This window comes from Streptomyces tailanensis, from assembly GCF_008386495.1.
Taxonomy (GTDB): domain Bacteria; phylum Actinomycetota; class Actinomycetes; order Streptomycetales; family Streptomycetaceae; genus Streptomyces; species Streptomyces tailanensis.
In genome coordinates, this window is sequence record NZ_VTHJ01000083.1 from 15777 (window position 1) to 33918 (window position 18142).

General features: G+C 70.4%; 18 protein-coding genes and 3 pseudogenes. 11 read left to right on the forward strand and 10 right to left on the reverse strand.

Annotated elements, in window-relative coordinates; genetic code table 11:
- The first annotated feature begins 7 nt into the window (after nt 1-7).
- On the forward strand, nt 8-742 hold the full coding sequence (locus tag F3T56_RS40845) for a GbsR/MarR family transcriptional regulator (RefSeq protein ID WP_149830525.1): 735 nt from the start codon (nt 8-10) through the stop codon (nt 740-742).
- A 12-nt stretch (nt 743-754) separates the two neighbouring features.
- On the opposite strand, the gene F3T56_RS40850 is transcribed toward F3T56_RS40845, so the two are convergent.
- Nucleotides 755-1438: an NUDIX domain-containing protein gene (locus F3T56_RS40850; protein WP_149830526.1), complete on the reverse strand. Its 684-nt coding sequence runs from the start codon at nt 1436-1438 to the stop codon at nt 755-757.
- A gap of 102 nt (nt 1439-1540) precedes the next feature.
- Between F3T56_RS40850 and F3T56_RS40855 the strand changes: the two genes are divergently transcribed.
- Together F3T56_RS40855 and F3T56_RS48865 are read left to right on the forward strand one after the other, a co-directional pair.
- Nucleotides 1541-2218 carry an AIM24 family protein gene (locus tag F3T56_RS40855; protein WP_149830527.1) on the forward strand — a complete coding sequence of 226 codons (678 nt, stop codon included), beginning with the start codon at nt 1541-1543 and terminating at the stop codon, nt 2216-2218.
- Nucleotides 2219-2292: 74 nt separating this feature from the next.
- Nucleotides 2293-2483 (forward strand): annotated as a pseudogene (locus tag F3T56_RS48865) (alpha-ketoglutarate-dependent dioxygenase AlkB); the annotation flags it as partial.
- Nucleotides 2484-2641: 158 nt separating this feature from the next.
- Here the strand turns inward: F3T56_RS48865 and F3T56_RS40865 are convergent.
- The 3 genes from F3T56_RS40865 to F3T56_RS40875 all read right to left on the reverse strand — a co-directional run bounded on the left by F3T56_RS40865 (nt 2642) and on the right by F3T56_RS40875 (nt 5562).
- Nucleotides 2642-3853, reverse strand: a complete 1212-nt coding sequence (locus F3T56_RS40865; RefSeq protein ID WP_172639384.1) for an FAD-dependent monooxygenase — start codon at nt 3851-3853, stop codon at nt 2642-2644.
- A 117-nt stretch (nt 3854-3970) separates the two neighbouring features.
- Nucleotides 3971-4693: a ribonuclease H family protein gene (locus F3T56_RS40870; RefSeq protein ID WP_149830529.1), complete on the reverse strand. Its 723-nt coding sequence runs from the start codon at nt 4691-4693 to the stop codon at nt 3971-3973.
- A gap of 62 nt (nt 4694-4755) precedes the next feature.
- On the reverse strand, nt 4756-5562 hold the full coding sequence (locus F3T56_RS40875) for a VOC family protein (RefSeq protein ID WP_149830530.1): 807 nt from the start codon (nt 5560-5562) through the stop codon (nt 4756-4758).
- A 170-nt stretch (nt 5563-5732) separates the two neighbouring features.
- Between F3T56_RS40875 and F3T56_RS40880 the strand changes: the two genes are divergently transcribed.
- The 4 genes from F3T56_RS40880 (at nt 5733) to F3T56_RS40895 (ending at nt 9109) form a co-directional block, all read left to right on the forward strand.
- Nucleotides 5733-6749: a zinc-binding alcohol dehydrogenase family protein gene (locus tag F3T56_RS40880; RefSeq protein ID WP_216373072.1), complete on the forward strand. Its 1017-nt coding sequence runs from the start codon at nt 5733-5735 to the stop codon at nt 6747-6749.
- Between the two features lie 109 nt (nt 6750-6858).
- A complete protein-coding gene (locus tag F3T56_RS40885) occupies nt 6859-7281 on the forward strand; it encodes a DUF6153 family protein (protein WP_149830532.1) in 423 nt (140 codons plus the stop codon).
- Nucleotides 7282-7380: 99 nt separating this feature from the next.
- Nucleotides 7381-8061 (forward strand): thioredoxin-like domain-containing protein, encoded by a 681-nt coding sequence (locus tag F3T56_RS40890; protein WP_149830533.1) that lies wholly within the window; start codon nt 7381-7383, stop codon nt 8059-8061.
- A 127-nt stretch (nt 8062-8188) separates the two neighbouring features.
- A complete protein-coding gene (locus F3T56_RS40895) occupies nt 8189-9109 on the forward strand; it encodes an SGNH/GDSL hydrolase family protein (protein WP_149830534.1) in 921 nt (306 codons plus the stop codon).
- Nucleotides 9110-9180: 71 nt separating this feature from the next.
- Here the strand turns inward: F3T56_RS40895 and pdxR are convergent.
- From pdxR to F3T56_RS40910, 3 genes and pseudogenes are all read right to left on the reverse strand, one after another.
- A pseudogene (gene pdxR / locus F3T56_RS40900) lies at nt 9181-10678 on the reverse strand (MocR-like pyridoxine biosynthesis transcription factor PdxR).
- Between the two features lie 221 nt (nt 10679-10899).
- Nucleotides 10900-11292: pseudogene (locus F3T56_RS40905) on the reverse strand (TerC family protein); the annotation flags it as partial.
- Between the two features lie 151 nt (nt 11293-11443).
- The gene (locus F3T56_RS40910) at nt 11444-11926 is read right to left on the reverse strand and encodes a VOC family protein (RefSeq protein ID WP_149830535.1); all 483 of its coding nucleotides are present in this window, start codon (nt 11924-11926) and stop codon (nt 11444-11446) included.
- 217 nt (nt 11927-12143) lie between these two features.
- Between F3T56_RS40910 and F3T56_RS40915 the strand changes: the two genes are divergently transcribed.
- The gene (locus F3T56_RS40915) at nt 12144-12800 is read left to right on the forward strand and encodes an ATP-dependent Clp protease proteolytic subunit (protein WP_149830536.1); all 657 of its coding nucleotides are present in this window, start codon (nt 12144-12146) and stop codon (nt 12798-12800) included.
- Nucleotides 12800-13402, forward strand: a complete 603-nt coding sequence (locus F3T56_RS40920) for a ClpP family protease (protein ID WP_149830537.1) — start codon at nt 12800-12802, stop codon at nt 13400-13402. The genes F3T56_RS40915 and F3T56_RS40920 overlap by 1 nt, the downstream gene beginning before the upstream one ends.
- A 51-nt stretch (nt 13403-13453) precedes the next feature.
- Here F3T56_RS40920 and F3T56_RS40925 read toward each other — a convergent pair whose 3' ends face one another.
- Nucleotides 13454-13831 carry a helix-turn-helix domain-containing protein gene (locus tag F3T56_RS40925; RefSeq protein WP_149830538.1) on the reverse strand — a complete coding sequence of 126 codons (378 nt, stop codon included), beginning with the start codon at nt 13829-13831 and terminating at the stop codon, nt 13454-13456.
- A gap of 98 nt (nt 13832-13929) precedes the next feature.
- Between F3T56_RS40925 and F3T56_RS40930 the strand changes: the two genes are divergently transcribed.
- On the forward strand, nt 13930-14712 hold the full coding sequence (locus F3T56_RS40930) for a class I SAM-dependent methyltransferase (RefSeq protein ID WP_149830539.1): 783 nt from the start codon (nt 13930-13932) through the stop codon (nt 14710-14712).
- On the opposite strand, the gene F3T56_RS40935 is transcribed toward F3T56_RS40930, so the two are convergent.
- Both F3T56_RS40935 and F3T56_RS40940 read right to left on the reverse strand, forming a co-directional pair.
- A complete protein-coding gene (locus F3T56_RS40935) occupies nt 14706-15227 on the reverse strand; it encodes a DinB family protein (protein WP_149830543.1) in 522 nt (173 codons plus the stop codon). The two genes, F3T56_RS40930 and F3T56_RS40935, sit on opposite strands and share 7 nt — an antisense overlap.
- 130 nt (nt 15228-15357) lie before the next feature.
- Nucleotides 15358-16620 (reverse strand): DUF6777 domain-containing protein, encoded by a 1263-nt coding sequence (locus F3T56_RS40940; protein ID WP_172639385.1) that lies wholly within the window; start codon nt 16618-16620, stop codon nt 15358-15360.
- A gap of 198 nt (nt 16621-16818) precedes the next feature.
- On the opposite strand from F3T56_RS40940, the gene F3T56_RS40945 reads away from it, so the two are divergent.
- On the forward strand, nt 16819-18090 hold the full coding sequence (locus tag F3T56_RS40945) for a streptophobe family protein (RefSeq protein WP_149830541.1): 1272 nt from the start codon (nt 16819-16821) through the stop codon (nt 18088-18090).
- Nucleotides 18091-18142 lie beyond the last annotated feature (52 nt).

The window sequence follows — 18142 nt, forward strand, 5'->3', positions numbered from 1 at the left end:
AGCACCGATGCCCGGAGGCAGGCTCACCAATGAGGACCGTCAGCGCATCGCCGCGGGGCTGGCCGAGGGGCTCGGATACACAGAGATCGGCCGGCGTCTGGGGCGGCCCGCCTCAACCGTCATGCGTGAGGTCACCCGCAACGGCGGACCGGACAACTACCGGGCGGACCGGGCGCAAGAAGCCACACGGCATCGTGCACGCCGCCCCAAGCTGGCTCAGCCTCCGTCACCGCCGGCCCCCGACAGCGGCGACGGTCGCGATCCCCAAGCGGTCCAGGACTTCGCGGAGTCCTACACCACTCTCCTCGAACAGCAGGGGATGCCCCGGATGGCGGCCAGGGTCCTGGCCTGCCTGTACATCACCGACTCCGGTGCTCTCACCGCCGCCGACCTGGTCCAGCGGCTTCGCGTCAGCCCGGCGTCGATCTCACACGCCGTCACCTTCCTCGAACAGCAGGGGATAGTCCGGCGGGAACGGACTCCCGGCGGGCGCCGCGAACGCTATGTCATCGACGACGACATCTGGCTCCGGTCCACCCTTGCGGCGGTGCAGATGAACGACGCCCTGGTGGCCGCGTCGCGGCGCGGAGCCGAGATCCTCGGAGCCGCCACCGCGGCGGGCGCCCGCTTCGAGTCCTCCGCCGGATTCCTGCTCCTCGTGAGCGAATCGCTCCGGCAGGTCATCGAGCAATATCGGCAGAGCCTGGCCTCCGGGAGCTCCCAGAGCTCCGGGCGACAGTGATCATCTCCGCTCTCAGGACCCGCCCCCTGCGCTGAACGGGCCCTCCAGTGCCGCCCACTGGAGCAGCATGATGGTCTTCGCGTCGGCGATCTGCCCGTCGCGGATCATCTCCAGGGCCCGGCGGAAGGGCAGTTCGACGATCTCGATGTCCTCGCCCTCCTCGTCGAGGCCGCCGCCCTCGTGGGTACGGGTCGACGGGCCGTAGGGGGCGGCGTAGAAGCTGACGCGTTCGGTGACGGAGCCGGGGCTCATGTAGATGTCGAAGACGTGCTGGATCTCGCCGATGGTGTGTCCGGTCTCCTCGATCACCTCGCGCCGCACGGCGACCTCGGGGTGCTCGTCCTCCTCGTCGAGCAGGCCGCCCGGTGTCTCGATGAGCATCCCGTCGGGGTGGCCGTTGACGTACACGGGGTAGCGGAACTGCCTGGTGAGAAGCACGGTTTCGCGTTCGGCGTCATAGAGGAGCACGGTGGCGCCGTTGCCTCGGTCGTGCGTCTCTCGCTCCTGGGTGCTCCAAGTGCCGTCGGCGTGCTGGAAGTCGAAGGTCGTGGTGCGCTCCACGTACCAGTGGCAGGACAGCAGTTTCACATCCCGCACCTTGACCCGTGGGTTGCCGGTGAGGTCCTGGCCTGTGCGGTCGAGGCCGGTGCGGCCCCTGCGGTCCGGGATGTCGATGCCGACGGTCTTGTTGGTCATGTCCGCTTTTTACCATTCGGATCAGGACGCTGTCAGGCGCCTCAACTCACCTGCCGCGCACGTCGCTTGGCGGAATCGGACAGTCCGGGACAGCATTCCCCTATGAAGAGCGATCTTTTCTCGAACGAGAACATGGTCCAGCCGGCGTACGCGCCGGGAATGAGCGTGCAGAACGCCAAATCCATCAAGTACGCCGTCAACGGCGAGATGCTCGCCCGGCAGGGCGCGATGATCGCCTACCGCGGCAACCTGCAGTTCGAGCGCAAGGGCCAGGGCGTGGGCGGCATGCTCAAGCGCGCGGTCACCGGGGAGGGGCTGCCACTGATGGCGGTGCGCGGGCAGGGCGAGGCCTGGTTCGCGCACGAGGCGCAGAACTGCTTCATCGTCGACATCGAGCCGGGTGACGTGTTCACCGTCAACGGCCGCAACGTGCTCTGCTTCGACGCCTCGTTGTCGTACGAGATCAAGACGGTGAAGGGCGCCGGCATGACCGGCGGCGGCCTGTTCAACAGCGTCTTCACCGGACAGGGGAAGCTCGGCCTCGTCTGCGACGGCAATCCGCTGGTCATCCCGGTCTCGCCACAGCTGCCCGTGTTCGTCGACACGGACGCGGTCGTGGGCTGGACGGCCAACCTGCACACCTCGCTGCACCGCTCACAGTCCTTCGGCTCGATGATCCGCGGCGGCTCCGGTGAGGCCGTGCAGCTGAAGCTGGAGGGCGAGGGCTTCGTCGTCGTACGGCCGAGCGAGCTGACTCCACAGAAGGCCCAGCAGCACTGACCAGTCCGACGTTCTCCGCCTCGGCCCCCTCACGGGGCTGCGCCGACGTGAGCTCGGCGCCGGGGGCGTGGGCCGCACTGTCCGCGCACTACGCCGCGGAGTTGGGCGCACCGTTCGTCACGGCGGGCTCTGCTACTACCGCGACGGCAGGGACAGCGTGGCCTGGCACGGCGCCCGGGTCAGGCGGGGCGCCCGGGAGGACACGATGGTGGCCATCGTGTCCATGGGCGACCCGCGGGATCTGACCCTGCGGCCGCACCTCGGCGCTCCGCTGCAAGGCCGTGCGAAAATCTGCGGGCCCGTCCGTGGCTGGTCGCTCCCCCACTCTCGGCTTCGCTCGAGCGGGGGGACCCCCATCGCGGCGGAGCCGCATATCGACACTGCCCGCGCCCCTTCGGGGCGCGCCCAGCCGAGCCCCGGTTTCTACTTCCGCGCGGCCAGCGCCCTGGACTGCGACGTGCGGGCCAGCTTTGGGCCCAGCCAGCGCTTGAAGCGGCGGAGCGCTTCCAGTCGGCCGACGGCGCGGTCGAGGCGGTAGTAGAGCTGTGGCGGCACGTACGGCAGCAGTGGGGAGTGCCGTTGGCCGAGGAGGGCGAACATCTGCTCCGGGGGGAGGTCGATGTAGCGCGGGAGGTTCTCGTACCACTGGGCGCTGTGGCGGGCCGCGCTCTGCAGACGGAGGAGTTCGGACTTGCGCCGCCGCTCGTACGCGGTGAGCGCGGTCTGCGGCTCCGGGTGGGTGCCGAGGGCTTCGGCCAGGCACATGGCGTCCTCCAGGGCGAGCGTGGTGCCGGCGCCGATGGAGTAGTGGGTGGTGTGGGCCGCGTCGCCGAGCAGGACGATGTTGCCGTGGTGCCAGGTGCGGTTGGTCAGGGTGCGGAAGTTCAGCCACCGTGCGGTGCCGTCGCCCTGGTCCCGGCCGATCAGGGGCTGGCCGTCGAGGATGTCGACGAAGAGCTTCTCCAGCAGGGCCAGCCCGTCCGCCTCGCCCAGCCGGTCCAGGCCCAGGCCGGCGAGGGTCTGCGGGGAGCACTCGATGACACAGGTGCTCTGCTCGTCGCTGAACTTGTATCCGTAGGCCCAGATCCAGCCGTGTTCGGTCTCCTGGAAGGAGAAGGTGAAGGAGTCGAAGACCTTGGTGGTGCCGAGCCAGATGTAGGCGTTGCGGCCGAGCGCGATGTCGCTGCCGAACTGTTCGGCGTATCTCCCGCGCACCGTGCTGCCCACTCCGTCGCCCGCGACGACGAGGTCGGCGTCCGGCAGGTCGTCGGCGGTGATCTCGTGCTCGTACTCCAGGTGTACGCCGAGGGCGCGGGCCCGTTCGCCGAGCAGTTCGAGCAGGCGGCGCCGGCCGATGCCGAAGCCCACGTCGCCGGGCTGGAGCGTCGTACGGTCACGGACGTGGGCCACCCCGGCGTTCCAGCTGACGGAGTTCCCCCTGATGGCGAGGGCGGTCTCGGGGTCGCTCGCGCGGAGCTTCTCCAGTAGTTCGGCCCAGTAGGTGACACCCCAGCCGTACGTCGATCCCGCCGGGTTCCGCTCGAAAACGGTGATGTCGTGGGACGGGTTCTGCCGCTTCATCAGGATCGAGAAGTACAGGCTTGCGGGTCCGCCGCCGACGCACGCGATCTTCACGCTCACTCCCATTTCGCTACGCAAAGCGATCATTTGAGCACGAAGAGTAATCGTCAGTCGCTGCCGTCATGCCGGACCACGCCGCGCACTACACGTTCGACGCCGCCCGACCGGCGGTCAGGCCGTTCCCGCGGTCGCCGTGCGGCACTCCGGGTGGCCCCAGCCCTGGTCGTTCTTGGCGATGGGCTCGCCCGCGGCGTAGGGGCGGCCGCAGACGCAGCGGCCGGGGAACTTCGCCTTGATGGTGCGGGACGAGGACGAGGAGGAGGACGGACCGGAGCGGCCGGCCTTTCCCGGTCGCTTCGCCGTTCCACCGCGGCGGGCCGGGACCGTGTCCGGTGCGGGCGGGGGTTCCGGTGAGCCCTGGTCGCTGCCGGCGGGCTGCTGGACGGTGGCCGCCTGGCTCGCCGCGCGGTCGGCGAAGTCGTTGAGGCGGTCGCCGTCGACCTGGTGGGCGGGGACGTAGCGGAACTCGACCGAGCGCCCGGCGAGCAACTCGTCGATACGGACGACGAGTTCCTGGTTGGCGACCGGCTTGCCCGCCGCCGTGCGCCAGCCGTTGCGCTTCCAGCCGGGCAGCCAGGTCGTGACGGCCTTCATCGCGTACTGGGAGTCCATCCGGATCTCGATCGGGACATCCGGGTCGGTGGCGGCCAACAGCCGCTCCAGCGCGGTGAGTTCGGCGATGTTGTTGGTGGCCTTGCCCAGCGGGCCGGCCTCCCAACGGGAGGGGATCTCGTCGTCCTCGGCGACCACCCAGGCCCAGCCCGCTGGTCCGGGGTTTCCCTTGGAGGCTCCGTCGCAGGCGGCCACAAAACGTTCCGACATGGGCTCGATCATGCCACGACCGGGGGTGTGGGACCGTCCACGGGTCCCACTCCCCGTCGGCAGGGAACGCCGGCTCAGTCCACGTCGGTCAGCTTCGGCATCTCCCCCTGGGTGTTGGTGACGTCGATGACCGAGAACGAGGCGCCCTGCGGGTCGCTGAGCGCCGCGAAGCGGCCGAAGGGGGTGTCCATCGGGCCGAAGCGGAGGATGCCGCCGTGCTTGGTGGCGCGGTCGACGGCGGCGTCGCAGTCGTCGACGGTGAAGTAGACGTTGATGTACGGCGGTACCTCCGGCGGGAACTCCTCCGTCATCTTCATCCGACCGAGGACCGGGTTCGCGCCGAGGTCGAAGACCCGGAAGTCCATGTCGGGGTTGCCGGGGTCGTCCATCTGCTTGGCCCGGTAAGGGAAGACGGCCGGGAAGAAGGCGTCGGACTTCTCGGGTTCGCGGGTGAAGATCTCGGCCCAGACGTACGCGCCGGGTACACCCATGGCCTCGAAGCCCTCGTGGATGCCGGCCTGCCAGACGCCGAAGACGACACCACCGGGGTCGCGGGCCAGCAGCATGGAGCCGAAGTCGCCGACCTGCATCGGTTCCATCAGCACGTCGCCGCCGTTGTCGCGGATCTTGGCGGCGGTGGCGTTCACGTCAGGGGAGGCGAAGTACAGACACCAGGCGGACTGGCCCTCCTGCCCGGGTATCGGCGGGACGACGGCGGCCACCGCCTTGCCGTCCGAGTACGCCTGTGTGTAGTTGCCGTACTCGGAGGACGCCTCGCCGAACGTCCAGCCCAGGACATCGCCGTAGAAACTCTTCGCCCCCTCGACGTCGCTGAACATCGCATCGGCCCAGCAGGGCGTTCCCTCGGGGTGTGCGGCCATGACTGCCACTCTCCTCGGTTCGACGATGGTTTCCCCGGCTCTCACGCTAGCCAGGAGCGGGCCCCGTCGCGCGCCGAACGGGACGGACCGCAGGAAACTGGTGTGTCCGGGCCTTTACGGTCGTCGAGAGCGGCGAGGGGACGGGGATCGGCATGACGGGGATCGGGATGATGCGCGCGTGGGAGGTGGCCCGGCCGGGGCCGATCGAACAGGAGCCGCTGCGGTTCGTGGAGCGGCCGGTCCCGGTGACCCGGGCGGACGAACTGCTGGTGCGGGTGCGGGCGTGCGGGGTCTGCCGCACCGATCTGCACGTCGCCGAGGGCGACCTGCCCGTCCGTCTGGCGGGCGTGACGCCGGGGCACGAGGTCGTCGGCGAGGTGGTGGGGACGGGCTCGGACGTACGAGGTCACGCGCCGGGCGACCGGGTGGGGATCGCCTGGCTGCGGCGCACGGACGGTACGTGCGCGTACTGCCTGCGCGGGGCCGAGAACCTGTGCCCGGGCTCCGAGTACACGGGCTGGGACGCCCACGGCGGTTACGCCGAGTACACGACGGTGCCGGCCGCCTTCTCCTACCCGCTGCCCGCCGATGTCGACGACGTGACGCTAGCGCCGCTGCTGTGCGCGGGCATCATCGGCTACCGGGCACTGCGGCGGGCCTCGCTGCCGCCGGGCGGACGGCTCGGGCTGTACGGCTTCGGCGGCAGCGCCCATCTGTGCGCCCAGGTCGCGCTGGCCCAGGGCGCGCGGGTGCATGTCATGACGCGGGGCACGGCGGCACAACGGCTCGCGCTGGAGCTCGGGTGCGCCTCCGCGCGCGGGGCGTACGAGCCGCCACCGGAGCCGCTGGACAGCGCGATCCTGTTCGCACCGGTCGGCGACCTCGTGCCCGTGGCGCTGCGGGCACTCGACCGGGGCGGCGTGCTGTCGGTCGCCGGCATCCATCTGACCGACACACCACCGCTGCGCTATGAGACCGAGCTGTTCTACGAGAAGGAACTCCGCAGCGTCACCTCCAACACCCGTGAGGACGGCCGGGAGTTCCTGGCCCTCACCGCCCGGCACAGTGTGCGGGCCACGACCCACACCTACCCGCTGGCACGGGCCCTGGATGCGCTGCGGGACCTGAAGGCGGGCCACTTCGACGGTGCGGCCGTGCTGGTCAACGACCCTTCGGCGCGCCATTGAAGCCGAGGCCGGGGCCGGAAATCGGTGGGGCGGGTCCACGGCCGGGTGTCTTCTGATAATTTCAGCCTCCGCTCGCACTCCCGTTCGCCTCGACTCGTGAGGTGCCTCCATGCCCGGCCGACCGTTCCGACGTACGGCGCTGCCGTGCGCCCGCGGCCGGTCGGCGCGTCTGGTGCTCACGGTGGCTCTGGCCCTGGCCACCTTCGTGCTGTTCTGCGCGGGCTCGCCTCCCGGTGAGGCCCCGGCGCAGCGGCCGCATTCCGTGTCGGCGGCGCCGGTGGCGGAAGGGGCGGTGACCCTGCGGGCCAGCCACGTGGAACGCGATCCCTGCGAGCACAGTCCAAACGGGCACGGCTGCCACTCCGCCGATCCGCGCGCGGTACTGGGCCACGCGCCGCTGCCGGGCGCCGATCACACCGCCGCGCCCTGGCAGCCGTCGACGGCTCCGGCGCTCCTGGCGCCCGACAGGTCCGGGGAGCCGGGTCGGGCCCGGCCTCCCGATCTCCACGAACTGCAGTTGCTCCGGGTCTAGGCCGCCGTACGCGGGCCTCATGTGACACACCGAAGACGACTCGACCACTCGCAGGACCGTCATGCCCGTGCGGGGCACGGCGGGGAGAAGGACATTCCCATGGCTTCATCCAAGTCGAATGCCAAGAACAGCGCCCCGAAGGGCAAGAACACCAACAGTCCCAAGGCCAGGGAGGCGGCGCGGCGTGCCCGCGTCGAGGAGATACGCAAGGCCGAGCAGGCCCGTGAGCGGCGGATACGGCTGATCACGCTCGGCGCCACCACCGCGATCCTGGTCGCCCTGGTCGGCGGCGGCTGGTACCTGATCGACGCGGCGAACGAGAAGGAAGAGGCGAAGGCCGCGCCGGTCGACGGCGTGCAGAGCTGGTCGAAGCTCACCCAGAACCACGTCACCGGGACCGTCGACTACAAGATGAGCCCGCCGGTCGGCGGGGACCACAACCAGGTGTGGGTCAACTGCGACAAGCAGGTGTACACCAAGGCCGTGCCGAACGAGAACGCCGTGCACGCGCTGGAGCACGGCGCCGTCTGGATCACGTACAACGACAAGGCCGCCAAGGCGGACGTCGAGGCGCTGACCGAGAAGGTCACCAACACGACGTACACCTTCATGAGCCCGTACGAGGACCAGTCCTCGCCGATCGTGCTGAGCGCCTGGGAGCACCAGTTGAAGGTGGACAAGGCCTCCGACCCGCGGGTCCAGAAGTTCATCGACAAGTACGTCCAGGGCGAGCAGACACCGGAGCCGGGCGCCGCCTGCTCCGGCGGCATGACGCCGTGAGGTGAGGGGTGACGGCGGGGCGTCCGGTCGGATCGGGCGCCCGCCATGACCGACGCGGGTCTTCCGCCCTGCCTCCGGGTGTGCTTGCCTGGGGAGCCGTTTCGATGGCCGGGGCGGGAGTCGTCGTATGCGCAAGCCGTGGATCGTGGGAGTGGCGGGGGCGGTGCTGGCCGGGCTGTTGCTCGGCGGATGCGGGGATCCGGAGTCCGCTCCCGATGAGGCACCGCCGTCGGCCTCGGCACCGAACGCGTCGCCGACCACACGGCAGCGGGCCGCCACCGCGTCTCCCGACGCCCGCCCTGCGAAGACGGCGCCGAAGGTGCTCTACATCGGGGACTCGCTGGCCATGGAGAACCAGAAGGTCCTCGGCGGGCAGCTGGAGGACGACCTCGACGCCCGGTACACGAGCGCCCCCTACTCGGGCACCACCCTGTGCGACTACCTGGAGGGCACCGCCGACAGGTCGCTCGTGCCGAACTCGGACAAGGCGGCAGCGCTGGTACGGCGGCTGAGCCCCGACTATGTCGTCCTGCAGTTCTGGGGCAACGCGTGGGACTACACGCCGTGCATGGACGGCATCACGTACGACAAGGCCCCGGCGACGTACTTCGAGCGGTACGCGGCCGCCGCGGAGCGGCTCACCGAGCAGATCGCGGATGCGGGCGGCACGCACCGGCCGACGATCGTATGGGTGCTCCAGGGCCCGGACCCGATGACCCCGGACCGGGTCCGGCGCGTGAATGCCCTCTACGAGAAGCAGGCCAAGGCCTCCGGCGACCTCGTCGCCGACGCCGGCAAGGCCGTGAGCCCGGCCTCGGACCGCTACACCTGGACGCAGTACCTGCCGTGCACGGCGTACGAGCGTGAGCACGACGGCTACTGCACCCAGCCGGGCCGGAGCCGCACGGCCCTCCACCGCGACGACGACTATCTGCACTTCTGTCTGGCCCCGACGACGTCGAAGCCGAAGCCCTGCCCGGTGCTCTCGCCCGGCATCACGCGGATCGTCCGGGAGATCACCCGGGTGATCGCCGACGCGAGCGCCTGAGGCACCCGATCACGTGCGGGCGGACCGGCGGAAATCGGCTTGCGACGGCCGGCGGAGACGAGCCATGTCGGTCAGGCCAGTTCGCGCAACGCGTCGCCGAGCAGGGCCACTCCTTCGGCGACGGCGCCGGGCGGGGTGGCCGCGTAGCCGAGGACGAGGCCGGGTCGGCCGGGCAGTTGCCGGTGCCACGACAGCGGTTGGCACTTCACGCCCCGGGCGAGCGCGGCGGTGGCGAGCTCGGTGTCGGGCACTTCCGGGGTGTAGGTGACGGTCAGGTGCAGGCCGGCCGCGGCGCCGTGCACGACCGCGCCGGGCAGATGTTCGGTGATGGCCTTGATCATCGCATCGCGGCGCCTGCGATGTCGGCCGCGCAGCAGCCGCAGATGCCGCTCCAGGTCGCCGGATTCCATCAGGCGCGCGAGCACCAGCTGGGGCAGCACGGCGTTGCCGAGATCGGTGAAGCGTTTGGCGTCGATCAGGGCGTCGCGGTGGCGGCTCGGCGGTATCACCCAGCCGATACGCAGTGCCGGTGCGAGCAGTTTGGAGACGCTGCCCATGTAGCACACGTGGTCGGCGAGCAGTGCGCGCAGGGCGGGTACCGGCGGCCGGTCGTAGCGGTGTTCCGCGTCGTAGTCGTCTTCCAGGATCAGTCCGCCGTTCCGGGCCCAGGAGAGCAGTTCGCGGCGGCGTTCGCCGCTCGTCACCACGCCGGTGGGGAATTGGTGCGCGGGCGTGAGCAACACCGCGCGGGCGCCCGTGGCGCCGAGTGCGTCCACGCGCACACCGCTGTCGTCGACGGGCACCGGCGGGGTGGCCAGGGCTCCGCTCCGCAGATGCTGGCGGGTGCCGAGCGAGCCCGGGTCCTCCACCGCGACCGCGTCGATGCCGTCCGCCCGCAGCACCGGGTGCAGCAGGGTGAGCGCCTGCGCCGTGCCGGCGACGACGACCACCTCTTCCGGCTCCACCCGGATGCCCCGGCTGCGCGCCAGCCAGCCCGCGATGGGCGCTCCGCAGCCGAGGGGTGCCACGCGGATCGCCGTAGCCGAGGTTCTCGGCGGAGAGTTCGGTGAACACGGTTCGTTCCGCGCGCAGCCAGGCGGTGCGGGGAAACGCGGTCAGATCGGGCAGGCCGGGGGTGAAGTCGATGCGGGCCGGCGTGGCGCGCAGCGCGTCGAAGACGTCGACGCCCGGTTCACGGGTGAACAGCGTGCCGGGCACCATCGGCTCGGTGGCGCCGGGGGCCGGGTGCCGTGACAGCCAGGTACCCGGGGGTGCCACGGGTGACACGGCGGCGGGGACCGCGACCACCACGGTCCCACCGCGTCGGCGTCCTTCGACATGGCCGTCCTCGCTCAGCCGCTGGTACGCCTCGGTGACGACGCCCCGGGAGACGCGGAGTTCGGCGGCGAGCACCCGGGTGGGTGGCAGCCTGCTGCCCACGGTCAGCCGGCCGTCGGTCATCGCCTGGCGCAGCCGCCGGGTCAGCCAGTCCGAGGTGCCACGGGCGGGCACGTCATCGGCGTCGAGCTGCAGGAAGTCCGATCCGTAGGCTTCGTTCACCGGCCCCATGGTGTCAGGCACCACCGCCGCCTCGGATCGCCGACGAGGCCTCAGCCGCCAAAGCGGAACTCCCGTGCGGAGGGGGTGAGGAGGGCGACCGTGGGGCCGACCGGCCACGCGATGTTCAAAGGGGGCCTCCGCGAAGTTCGACGTCCGCCCACCCTCCCGTGGTCATGGCTCGGCCGACAGAGCCAAAGTCACCGCGGTTTGCCGGTCCATAAATGCCCGGTCTAGACCTGCTGTGACGTACGCTCGTCCGCCGTCTCGCCGGACGTCTCCCGCTGCTTCTTGGAGGCCCACAGGCTCGTCGCGGTCGTCACGGCTCGGACCAGGACGATGAAGCCGAGGGAGAAGGGGATGGAGATCTCCGGGACGTGGACGCCGGACTCGTGCAGGGCGTGGAGGACGAGTTTGACGCCGATGAAGCCGAGGATGATCGACAGGCCGTAGGAGAGGTGCACGAGCTTCTTCAGGAGGCCGCCGATGAGGAAGTACAGCTGGCGCAGACCCATGAGGGCGAAGGCGTTGACCGTGAAGACGATGTACGGATCCTGGGTGACGCCGTAGATCGCGGGGATGGAGTCGAGGGCGAACAGGACGTCGATGGCGACAAGCACGCACAGAGCCACGATGGTGAGCAGCCAGGCGGTGAGGGGGACGTTCACGGTTCCTCAGGGGACAGGTAGTGCACAGGAGAGCCTCACCGAGCTCATGGGCCACGACTACCTGCACCGGGTAAAGCCGGGTAAAGAACGCCCGAAATCCTCGTAGGTGCTACTCCCCCGCGTACGCCTTCTCCAGGGCGGCGATGTCGAACTTGACCATCGACAGCATCGCCTTGGTCGCGCGGACCGCCTTCTGAGGGTCCGGGTCGTTCATCATCTCCATGAGTACGGCGGGCTCGACCTGCCAGGACACGCCGAACCTGTCCTTGACCCAGCCGCAGGGGCCTTCCTCGCCGCCGCCCTCGGTGAGCCTGCTCCAGTAGTAGTCGATCTCGTCCTGGTCGGCGCAGAGGATCTGGAAGGAGATGGCCTCGTTGAACTTGAACTCCGGGCCGCCGTTCAGGGCGATGAACTTCTGGCCGTTGGCCACGAACTCCACGGTGAGCACGGTGCCGGCGGGCCCGGGACCGGCCTCGCTGTAGTGGGTGACCCGGCCGAGACGTGAGTTCTTGAAGACCGAGACGTAGAACGCGGCCGCCTCCTCGGCCTGGCCGTCGAACCACAGGCAGGTGATGAATCCGTCGCTGGACATGTGTGCCTCCTCCGGCGGGTGTGTCGTCATCTGTGTCGATGTCGTCATCTCTGTCGACCGATCCTGGTTCGGAAACTCATCGGTGGCGCGGGCACGTTTTGGTGTGCTCTGCTGTCGGCGAATCTGCCGTGGGCAGAGAAAGCGCAGGTGAGAGGCGGTTCGTGGGGAGAGTGGAGGCAGCGGCCGACGCGGCCGCGGCAACCGACAGGGAGGACCCATGGCTCCACTGATCACCGGCTGGGCTCCGGCGCTCGCCCCGCGCGCGGAGGAGGGTGACACCCCGCCCTCACGCTTCGACGACCATCTTGCCGCGCAGCTTCTCGCCCAGCGGATCGTCTTCCTCGGCACGCAGGTCGACGAGGTCTCCGCCAACCGGGTGTGCGCCCAGTTGCTGCTGCTGTCGGCGGAGGACCCGCGTACCGACATCAGCCTGTACATCAACAGCCCGGGCGGTTCCGTGACGGCCGGACTCGCCATCTACGACACGATGCGGCTGATCCCGAACGACGTGGCGACGCTGGCGATGGGCTTCGCGGCGAGCATGGGCCAGTTCCTGCTGACCGTGGGCACACGCGGCAAGCGGTTCGCGCTGCCCAACGCGCGGATCATGATGCACCAGCCGTCGGCGGGCATCGGCGGGACGACCGCCGACATCGAGATCCAGGCGGAGAACCTGGAGTTCACCAAGAGGGCCGTCGAGCGGATCACGGCGGAGCACACCGGCCAGACCGAGGAGACGATCTCCCGGGACGGCGACCGCGACCGCTGGTTCACGGCCGAGCAGGCCAGGGTGTACGGGATGGTCGACCGGGTCGTCGAGGCGCTCGACGACGTACGGCCGGCCTCGTCGCGCCGACGGATGGGACTGCAGTGATGGGGACGTACACCATTCCGAACGTGGTCGAGCGGACCCCGCAGGGTGAGCGGTCGTACGACGTGTTCAGCCGGCTGCTGTCCGAGCGGATCATCTTCCTCGGCACGGAGATCGATGACGGGGTGGCGAACGTCGTCATCGCGCAGCTGCTGCATCTGGAGTCGGCGGCGCCGGAGAGCGAGATCGCGATCTACATCAACTCGCCCGGGGGATCGTTCACTTCGCTCATGGCGATCTACGACACGATGAGCTACGTGCGGGCGCCGATCTCGACGACGTGCGTGGGGCAGGCGGCGTCCACGGCGGCGGTGTTGCTCGCGGGCGGGGATCCCGGGCGGCGGTTCGTGCTGGAGCATGCGCGGGTGTTGCTGGGGCAGCCGGCGAGTGGGGGGAGCCGGGGGACGGTGTCGGACCTCGCGCTCCAGGCCAAGGAGATGGTGCGGATCCGGGCGCAGGTCGAAGAGGTTCTTGCCCGGCATACGCAGCATGGTGTGGCGGAGCTTCGTGCGGACATGGACCGGGACAAGGTGTTCACGGCGGAGGAGGCGGTGGCGTATGGGCTGGCGGATGAGGTGTTGAATCGTCGGTTGGTGGGGTTCTGATCGCGCAGTTCCCCGCGCCCCGTTGGGGCGCGGGGCGCGGGACGCGGGACGTCAGGCGGCTACCAAGCACAGCCCGTTATAGGGGGTGTTGGGTGTCCTGCGGGTGCGTGTCGTGTGGCGGGTCAGCTCGCCCTGAGCCAGCGACAGCAGATCGGTCAGGCGAAGGCCCAGTGCCCCGGCGGCGGCCGCCAGGACCTCCGACGAGGCCTCCTTGCGGCCGCGTTCCACCTCGGAGAGGTACGGCATGGAGATGCGGGCCGCGTCGGCCACGTCCTTGAGGGTGCGTTCCTGGGCGAGACGCTCGCGTCGGAGTACGTCACCCACGACGTCGCGCCACAGGGGTTCCTTGACGGGCTCCTCCTCGGGAGCGGGCGCGGGGGCGGGGCGCAGGGGGATGACGCGGGCTTCGTTGGACGCGTGTCGGCTCACTCCTCCAGACTATGAGGCCCCGGCGGGACGGGAAGAGGTCGGTGTTTCGCCCTCAGGGGAATCGGGGTCCAGGGGAGTTCGAGCGAAGGGTACGACCGATGCTGCGGGCCATTTTCAACGAGGCGGCGGAGCTGTACGACCGGGCCCGGCCCCGCTATCCCGACGCGTTGGTCACAGAACTGGCCGCACTGACGGGGCTGGGCCCCGGTACGCATGTTCTGGAGATCGGGCCCGGGACAGGACAACTCACCGTCGCCATGGCCGAGTTCGGATGTGATCTGACGGCCGTCGAGCTCGGTCCGGCGATGGCGGAGGTGGCCCGGCGTAATCTGCGGCCCTTTCCGCGAGCGCGGGTTGAGGTGGCCGAGTTCGAGCGGTGGCCGCTGCCCGCCGAGCCGTTCGACCTGGTGGTGAGCGCGACCGCGTTCCACTGGATCGATCCGGCGGTACGGGTGCCCAAGGTGGGCCAAGCCCTGCGCCCCGGCGGCACGTTCGCGCTCGTCACCACGGAGCACGTCAAGGGCGGCACCGTCGACTTCTTCGCCCGGGCACAGGAGTGCTACGAACGCTGGGACCCCGCCACACCGCCCGGGCTGCGGCTCCAGGACGAGTCCGAGATCGCCACGGACACCGGTGAGTTGGCCGAGTGGGACGACCTGCGCTCGTACCGGTGCACACGGGAGATCACGTACACGACTCAGGAGTACATCGACGCACTCCTCACCTACTCCGGCCACCGCGCGCTCGACGCGCCCGACCGTGAAGGTCTGTTGGGCTGCATCCGGGAGCTGATCGACACCCACCACGGCGGGCGCATCACCAAGTGCTACATGCACGAGCTGATCACGCCACGGCGACCGGCGGAGACAGCCGGCTACTGACCGGTGCGGCCGTCTATCCGTTCACGCAGGAGGTCCGCGTGGCCGTTGTGCCGGGCGTACTCCTCGATCATGTGGAGCACGACCTCGCGCAGGGCGATGGGCTCGTGGTGGTGGCTGCCGGTGGTGGCGAGGTCGGGTGTGCCGGCCACGAGTTTCTCCGCGAAGGCGACCTGGGCGCGCCAGGTCTCCCAGGCTGCGGCGACGACCTCTGGATCGGGCACCGCGCCGTTGAAGTCGAGGTCGGGGTCGTCCTCGGTGCAGTAGAGCTTCGGGACTTCCTCTCCCGCCATGGCCTTGCGGAACCAGTAGTGCTCCACGCGGGCCATGTGGCGTACGAGTCCCAGCAGAGACATGGTGGACGGCGGCACCGAGCGGCGGGCCAGGTCCTCGGCGTCGAGTCCCGCGCACTTCAACTCCAGAGTGAGCCGCTGGTCGCGCAGATAGCCGACCAGTGTGGCCCGCTCCCCCTCGAATCCGCCGTCGCTGCGCGGATCCTCCGCGGGGCCGACGAACATGTCCGACCATCCGAACATGCGCTCCGGCAGGGGCTCTTCTGGCGACGGCGACTCGATGATGTGGGTCATGGGAACGAGCTTCGGCGGCTTCCGGACGGGCCGCCACCCATTTTGCGGGCCTCCGGCTTGTTCAGGACGCCGGGGACCCGTCCGGCGTCGGGGCGTCGTCGAGGGAGGCCGAGCTGGTCGTCGTGGTGTCGGCCGTCTCCGGCTCGGGCTTCGGTTCGGGCTTCGGTTCGGGCTCGGAGGTCGTTGTTTCCGGTTTCGTCGGGGGCGAGGTGGTCGGTGTCGCCGGGGACGACGAGGGGCACGGGCTCGTTTTCTGGTCGGCGTCCGTTGTGGGCGGGCACGGCTCGGGTGACTTGGAGGGCGGGGCCTCGGAGAATGACGTCGGCGTCGACGGGGAGGGCTGGTTGACGGGCGGGGTGGTCTTCTTGTCCTTCTCGCCCGTGTCGCCGGAGGGGCGGCTGAACCAGTCGTCGCGGTCGGGGTCGTAGAGGATGTACACGTTGATGATCACCGTCGAGCGTTCGATGACCACGACGTTCTGCGGCCGGTACGACGGCCACGAGTCGCCCCTCGGTTTCGGCGTGGTCTTCAGCGCGACCGGCGGCTTCAGCGGGTTGCCGCAGGCGCAGCGCACCTGGGGCACCCCCCGGTCGTCGACGAGGACGGCGGTGCCGGCCTGGAGGACGGCCTGGTAGCTGGTGGCGGCGCCGTCGCGGTAGCCGTGGTTGGTGACGCGGGTGTCCATGCGCAGCTGCACGGGGGTGAGCGCGCGCAGGTGGGCCGGGACGTCGGAGGAGCTGATGCCGCGGACGGCGGCGAACGCGTCGTTCTTGGCCGGGTTCGCCCGGAGGAACTTGATCTGCTTCTCGACGTCGCAGCCGGCGACGTTGCGGGTGCCGCCGTAGAGGCCGGGGGCCGAACCGTCCACGGCGCGCGTCACGTTGGTGGGTTCCGTCCTGGTCGGTGTCGCCGAGGGAGTCTCGGGCGGGGTGGAGCTGTCCGTCGCCGTCGACTCGGTGAACGGGTCGGGGCCCGACTTGTCGGCGGCCTGGAGGAAGACCTCTCCGTCGCCGCCGCCACCCGATCCACCGGAGCGGGTGAAGACGACGATCAGGGCCACGGCGACGAGGGCCGCGGTGGCCATGAGGGCGATGCGGGGAACGGACCGCCACCACGGGTGACCGGGGTGCCCGGGCCCCTGGCCGGGGCCGCCAGGACCGCCAGGGCCTCCTCCTGTGCCGCCGGTGCCGCCCGGCGGTTCCGGGGGGACCTGGCTGTTCGGGCGCGTCGGGCTGGGCTGGGTCCGGTCGGGTCGCGGCGGCCCGGACAGAGGGCCGGAAGGCGGTCCGGTCGGGCGGCCGGAGGAGGGCTCTTCGACGCTCACAGGGCTTCTCCCGCCGCAGGGATTCTGCGGCGCTTCTTGCGCTTCATGCCGCTTTCATCCTTTACCTGCAGCTTTATTCCACAACAGGCCCATTGTGTGCTCCGGTCCTGCGCCACCCGCAAGCGGAGGCGGGGTGGGTCCTCCTGGCGCGGTCCTCCCGGCGCGCGGAGTGCCCCGGCCGTGCTTAGCGTGGCAAGAGTGAGTCCCCAGACCCTGCGTTCCGAGAAGACGGCGCCCGCGCGGGCGGTCGCCCGCCACGGCTGGCCGCAGGCCCTCGGAACCGTGCTCGCCGGGCTGATCGTGATGGTCGTGGTGGCCGCGCTCGGGCTGTGGGCGGCCGGTGCGGCGGACCTACCGGACAACGCGTTCCCGCGTGTCGTCGTGGCCACCGTCGTGACGGCGGTCGGCGGCACGATCGAGCTCTCCGGCGGCGCCGGGGCCATCGTCGAAACCCAGGCCGGCCTGACCGTGATCCCGCTGTCGGTGACCCTGGCCGGCGCGTTGGTGACGGCCGCCGGTTTTCTACGGCCCCTGCGGCACCGCGCGGTCGCCGGGGCGCCCGAGCTGGCGGGCTGGGCCGCCCGGATCGCCGTCCTGTGGCTGGCGGCGCTGATCGGCCTCTCGCTCGGGGCCCGGCAGACGTTCGCGATCCCGCTCGGTGAGGTGGGCGACTTCTTCGGCGCCTCGGCCGAGGTGGGGTTCGAGGCGGCCGTGGCGCCGACCGTCTTCTTCGGGCTGCTGTGGCTCGCCGGGGTCCTCGTCTTGGCGCTGCTGGTGTCGCGGGCGCCGCTTCCGGCGCGGCTGCTGCGGTTCCAGGAGTCGGTACGGCCGGCCGCGTACGCCATGGTCGCGCTGCTGTTGGCGTACGTCGCTCTCGGTCTGGTGATCGGGGTGGTGGTGGCTCTGACGCGCGGGCACCCCGCCGAGACGGCCGCGGTGATCCTGCTGGGTCTGCCGAACGTCGTGTGGCTGGTCTTCACGATCGGCCTGGGAGCCACCTGGGACGGCCAGGTCGAGGGGCCGTTCGGGCTGCCGATGCCGAAGCTGCTGGACCTGGTGATGCGCGGGCCCGACGTGTCGACGCTGAACCTGGGCTCGCTGGCCGAGTATGACGGCAGGGTGTGGTGGCTGGTGGTCGTGAACGCCGTGCTGCTGCTGGGCGCCGCGTTCGTGATGGCGGTGCGTTCCCCGGCCCGGGTACGGCTGTGGCAACACGCGGTGCACATGGCGGTCGCCCTCGTGCTCACGGTCCTGATGATCTGTCTGGTCGCCCGGATCTTCGCCCACTACGGTCTGTCGGTACTCGGCATCGGCGACCTTGGTGGCGATCTGGGCGGGGAGTTGTTCCTGCGTCCCCGGATGTGGTCCGCGCTGGGGTTCGCCGTGTTGTGGGGGCTGGTGACCGGGTTCGTCGGTGGGGCGCTGGCGAAGGGGGTTCGGCGGCGGGGTGCGGTCGACGGCGTCGGCTAGAAGTCTTCGGCATCGGCTGGAGGGGGCGGGCGCCGTGCTTGGGCGCCCGCCC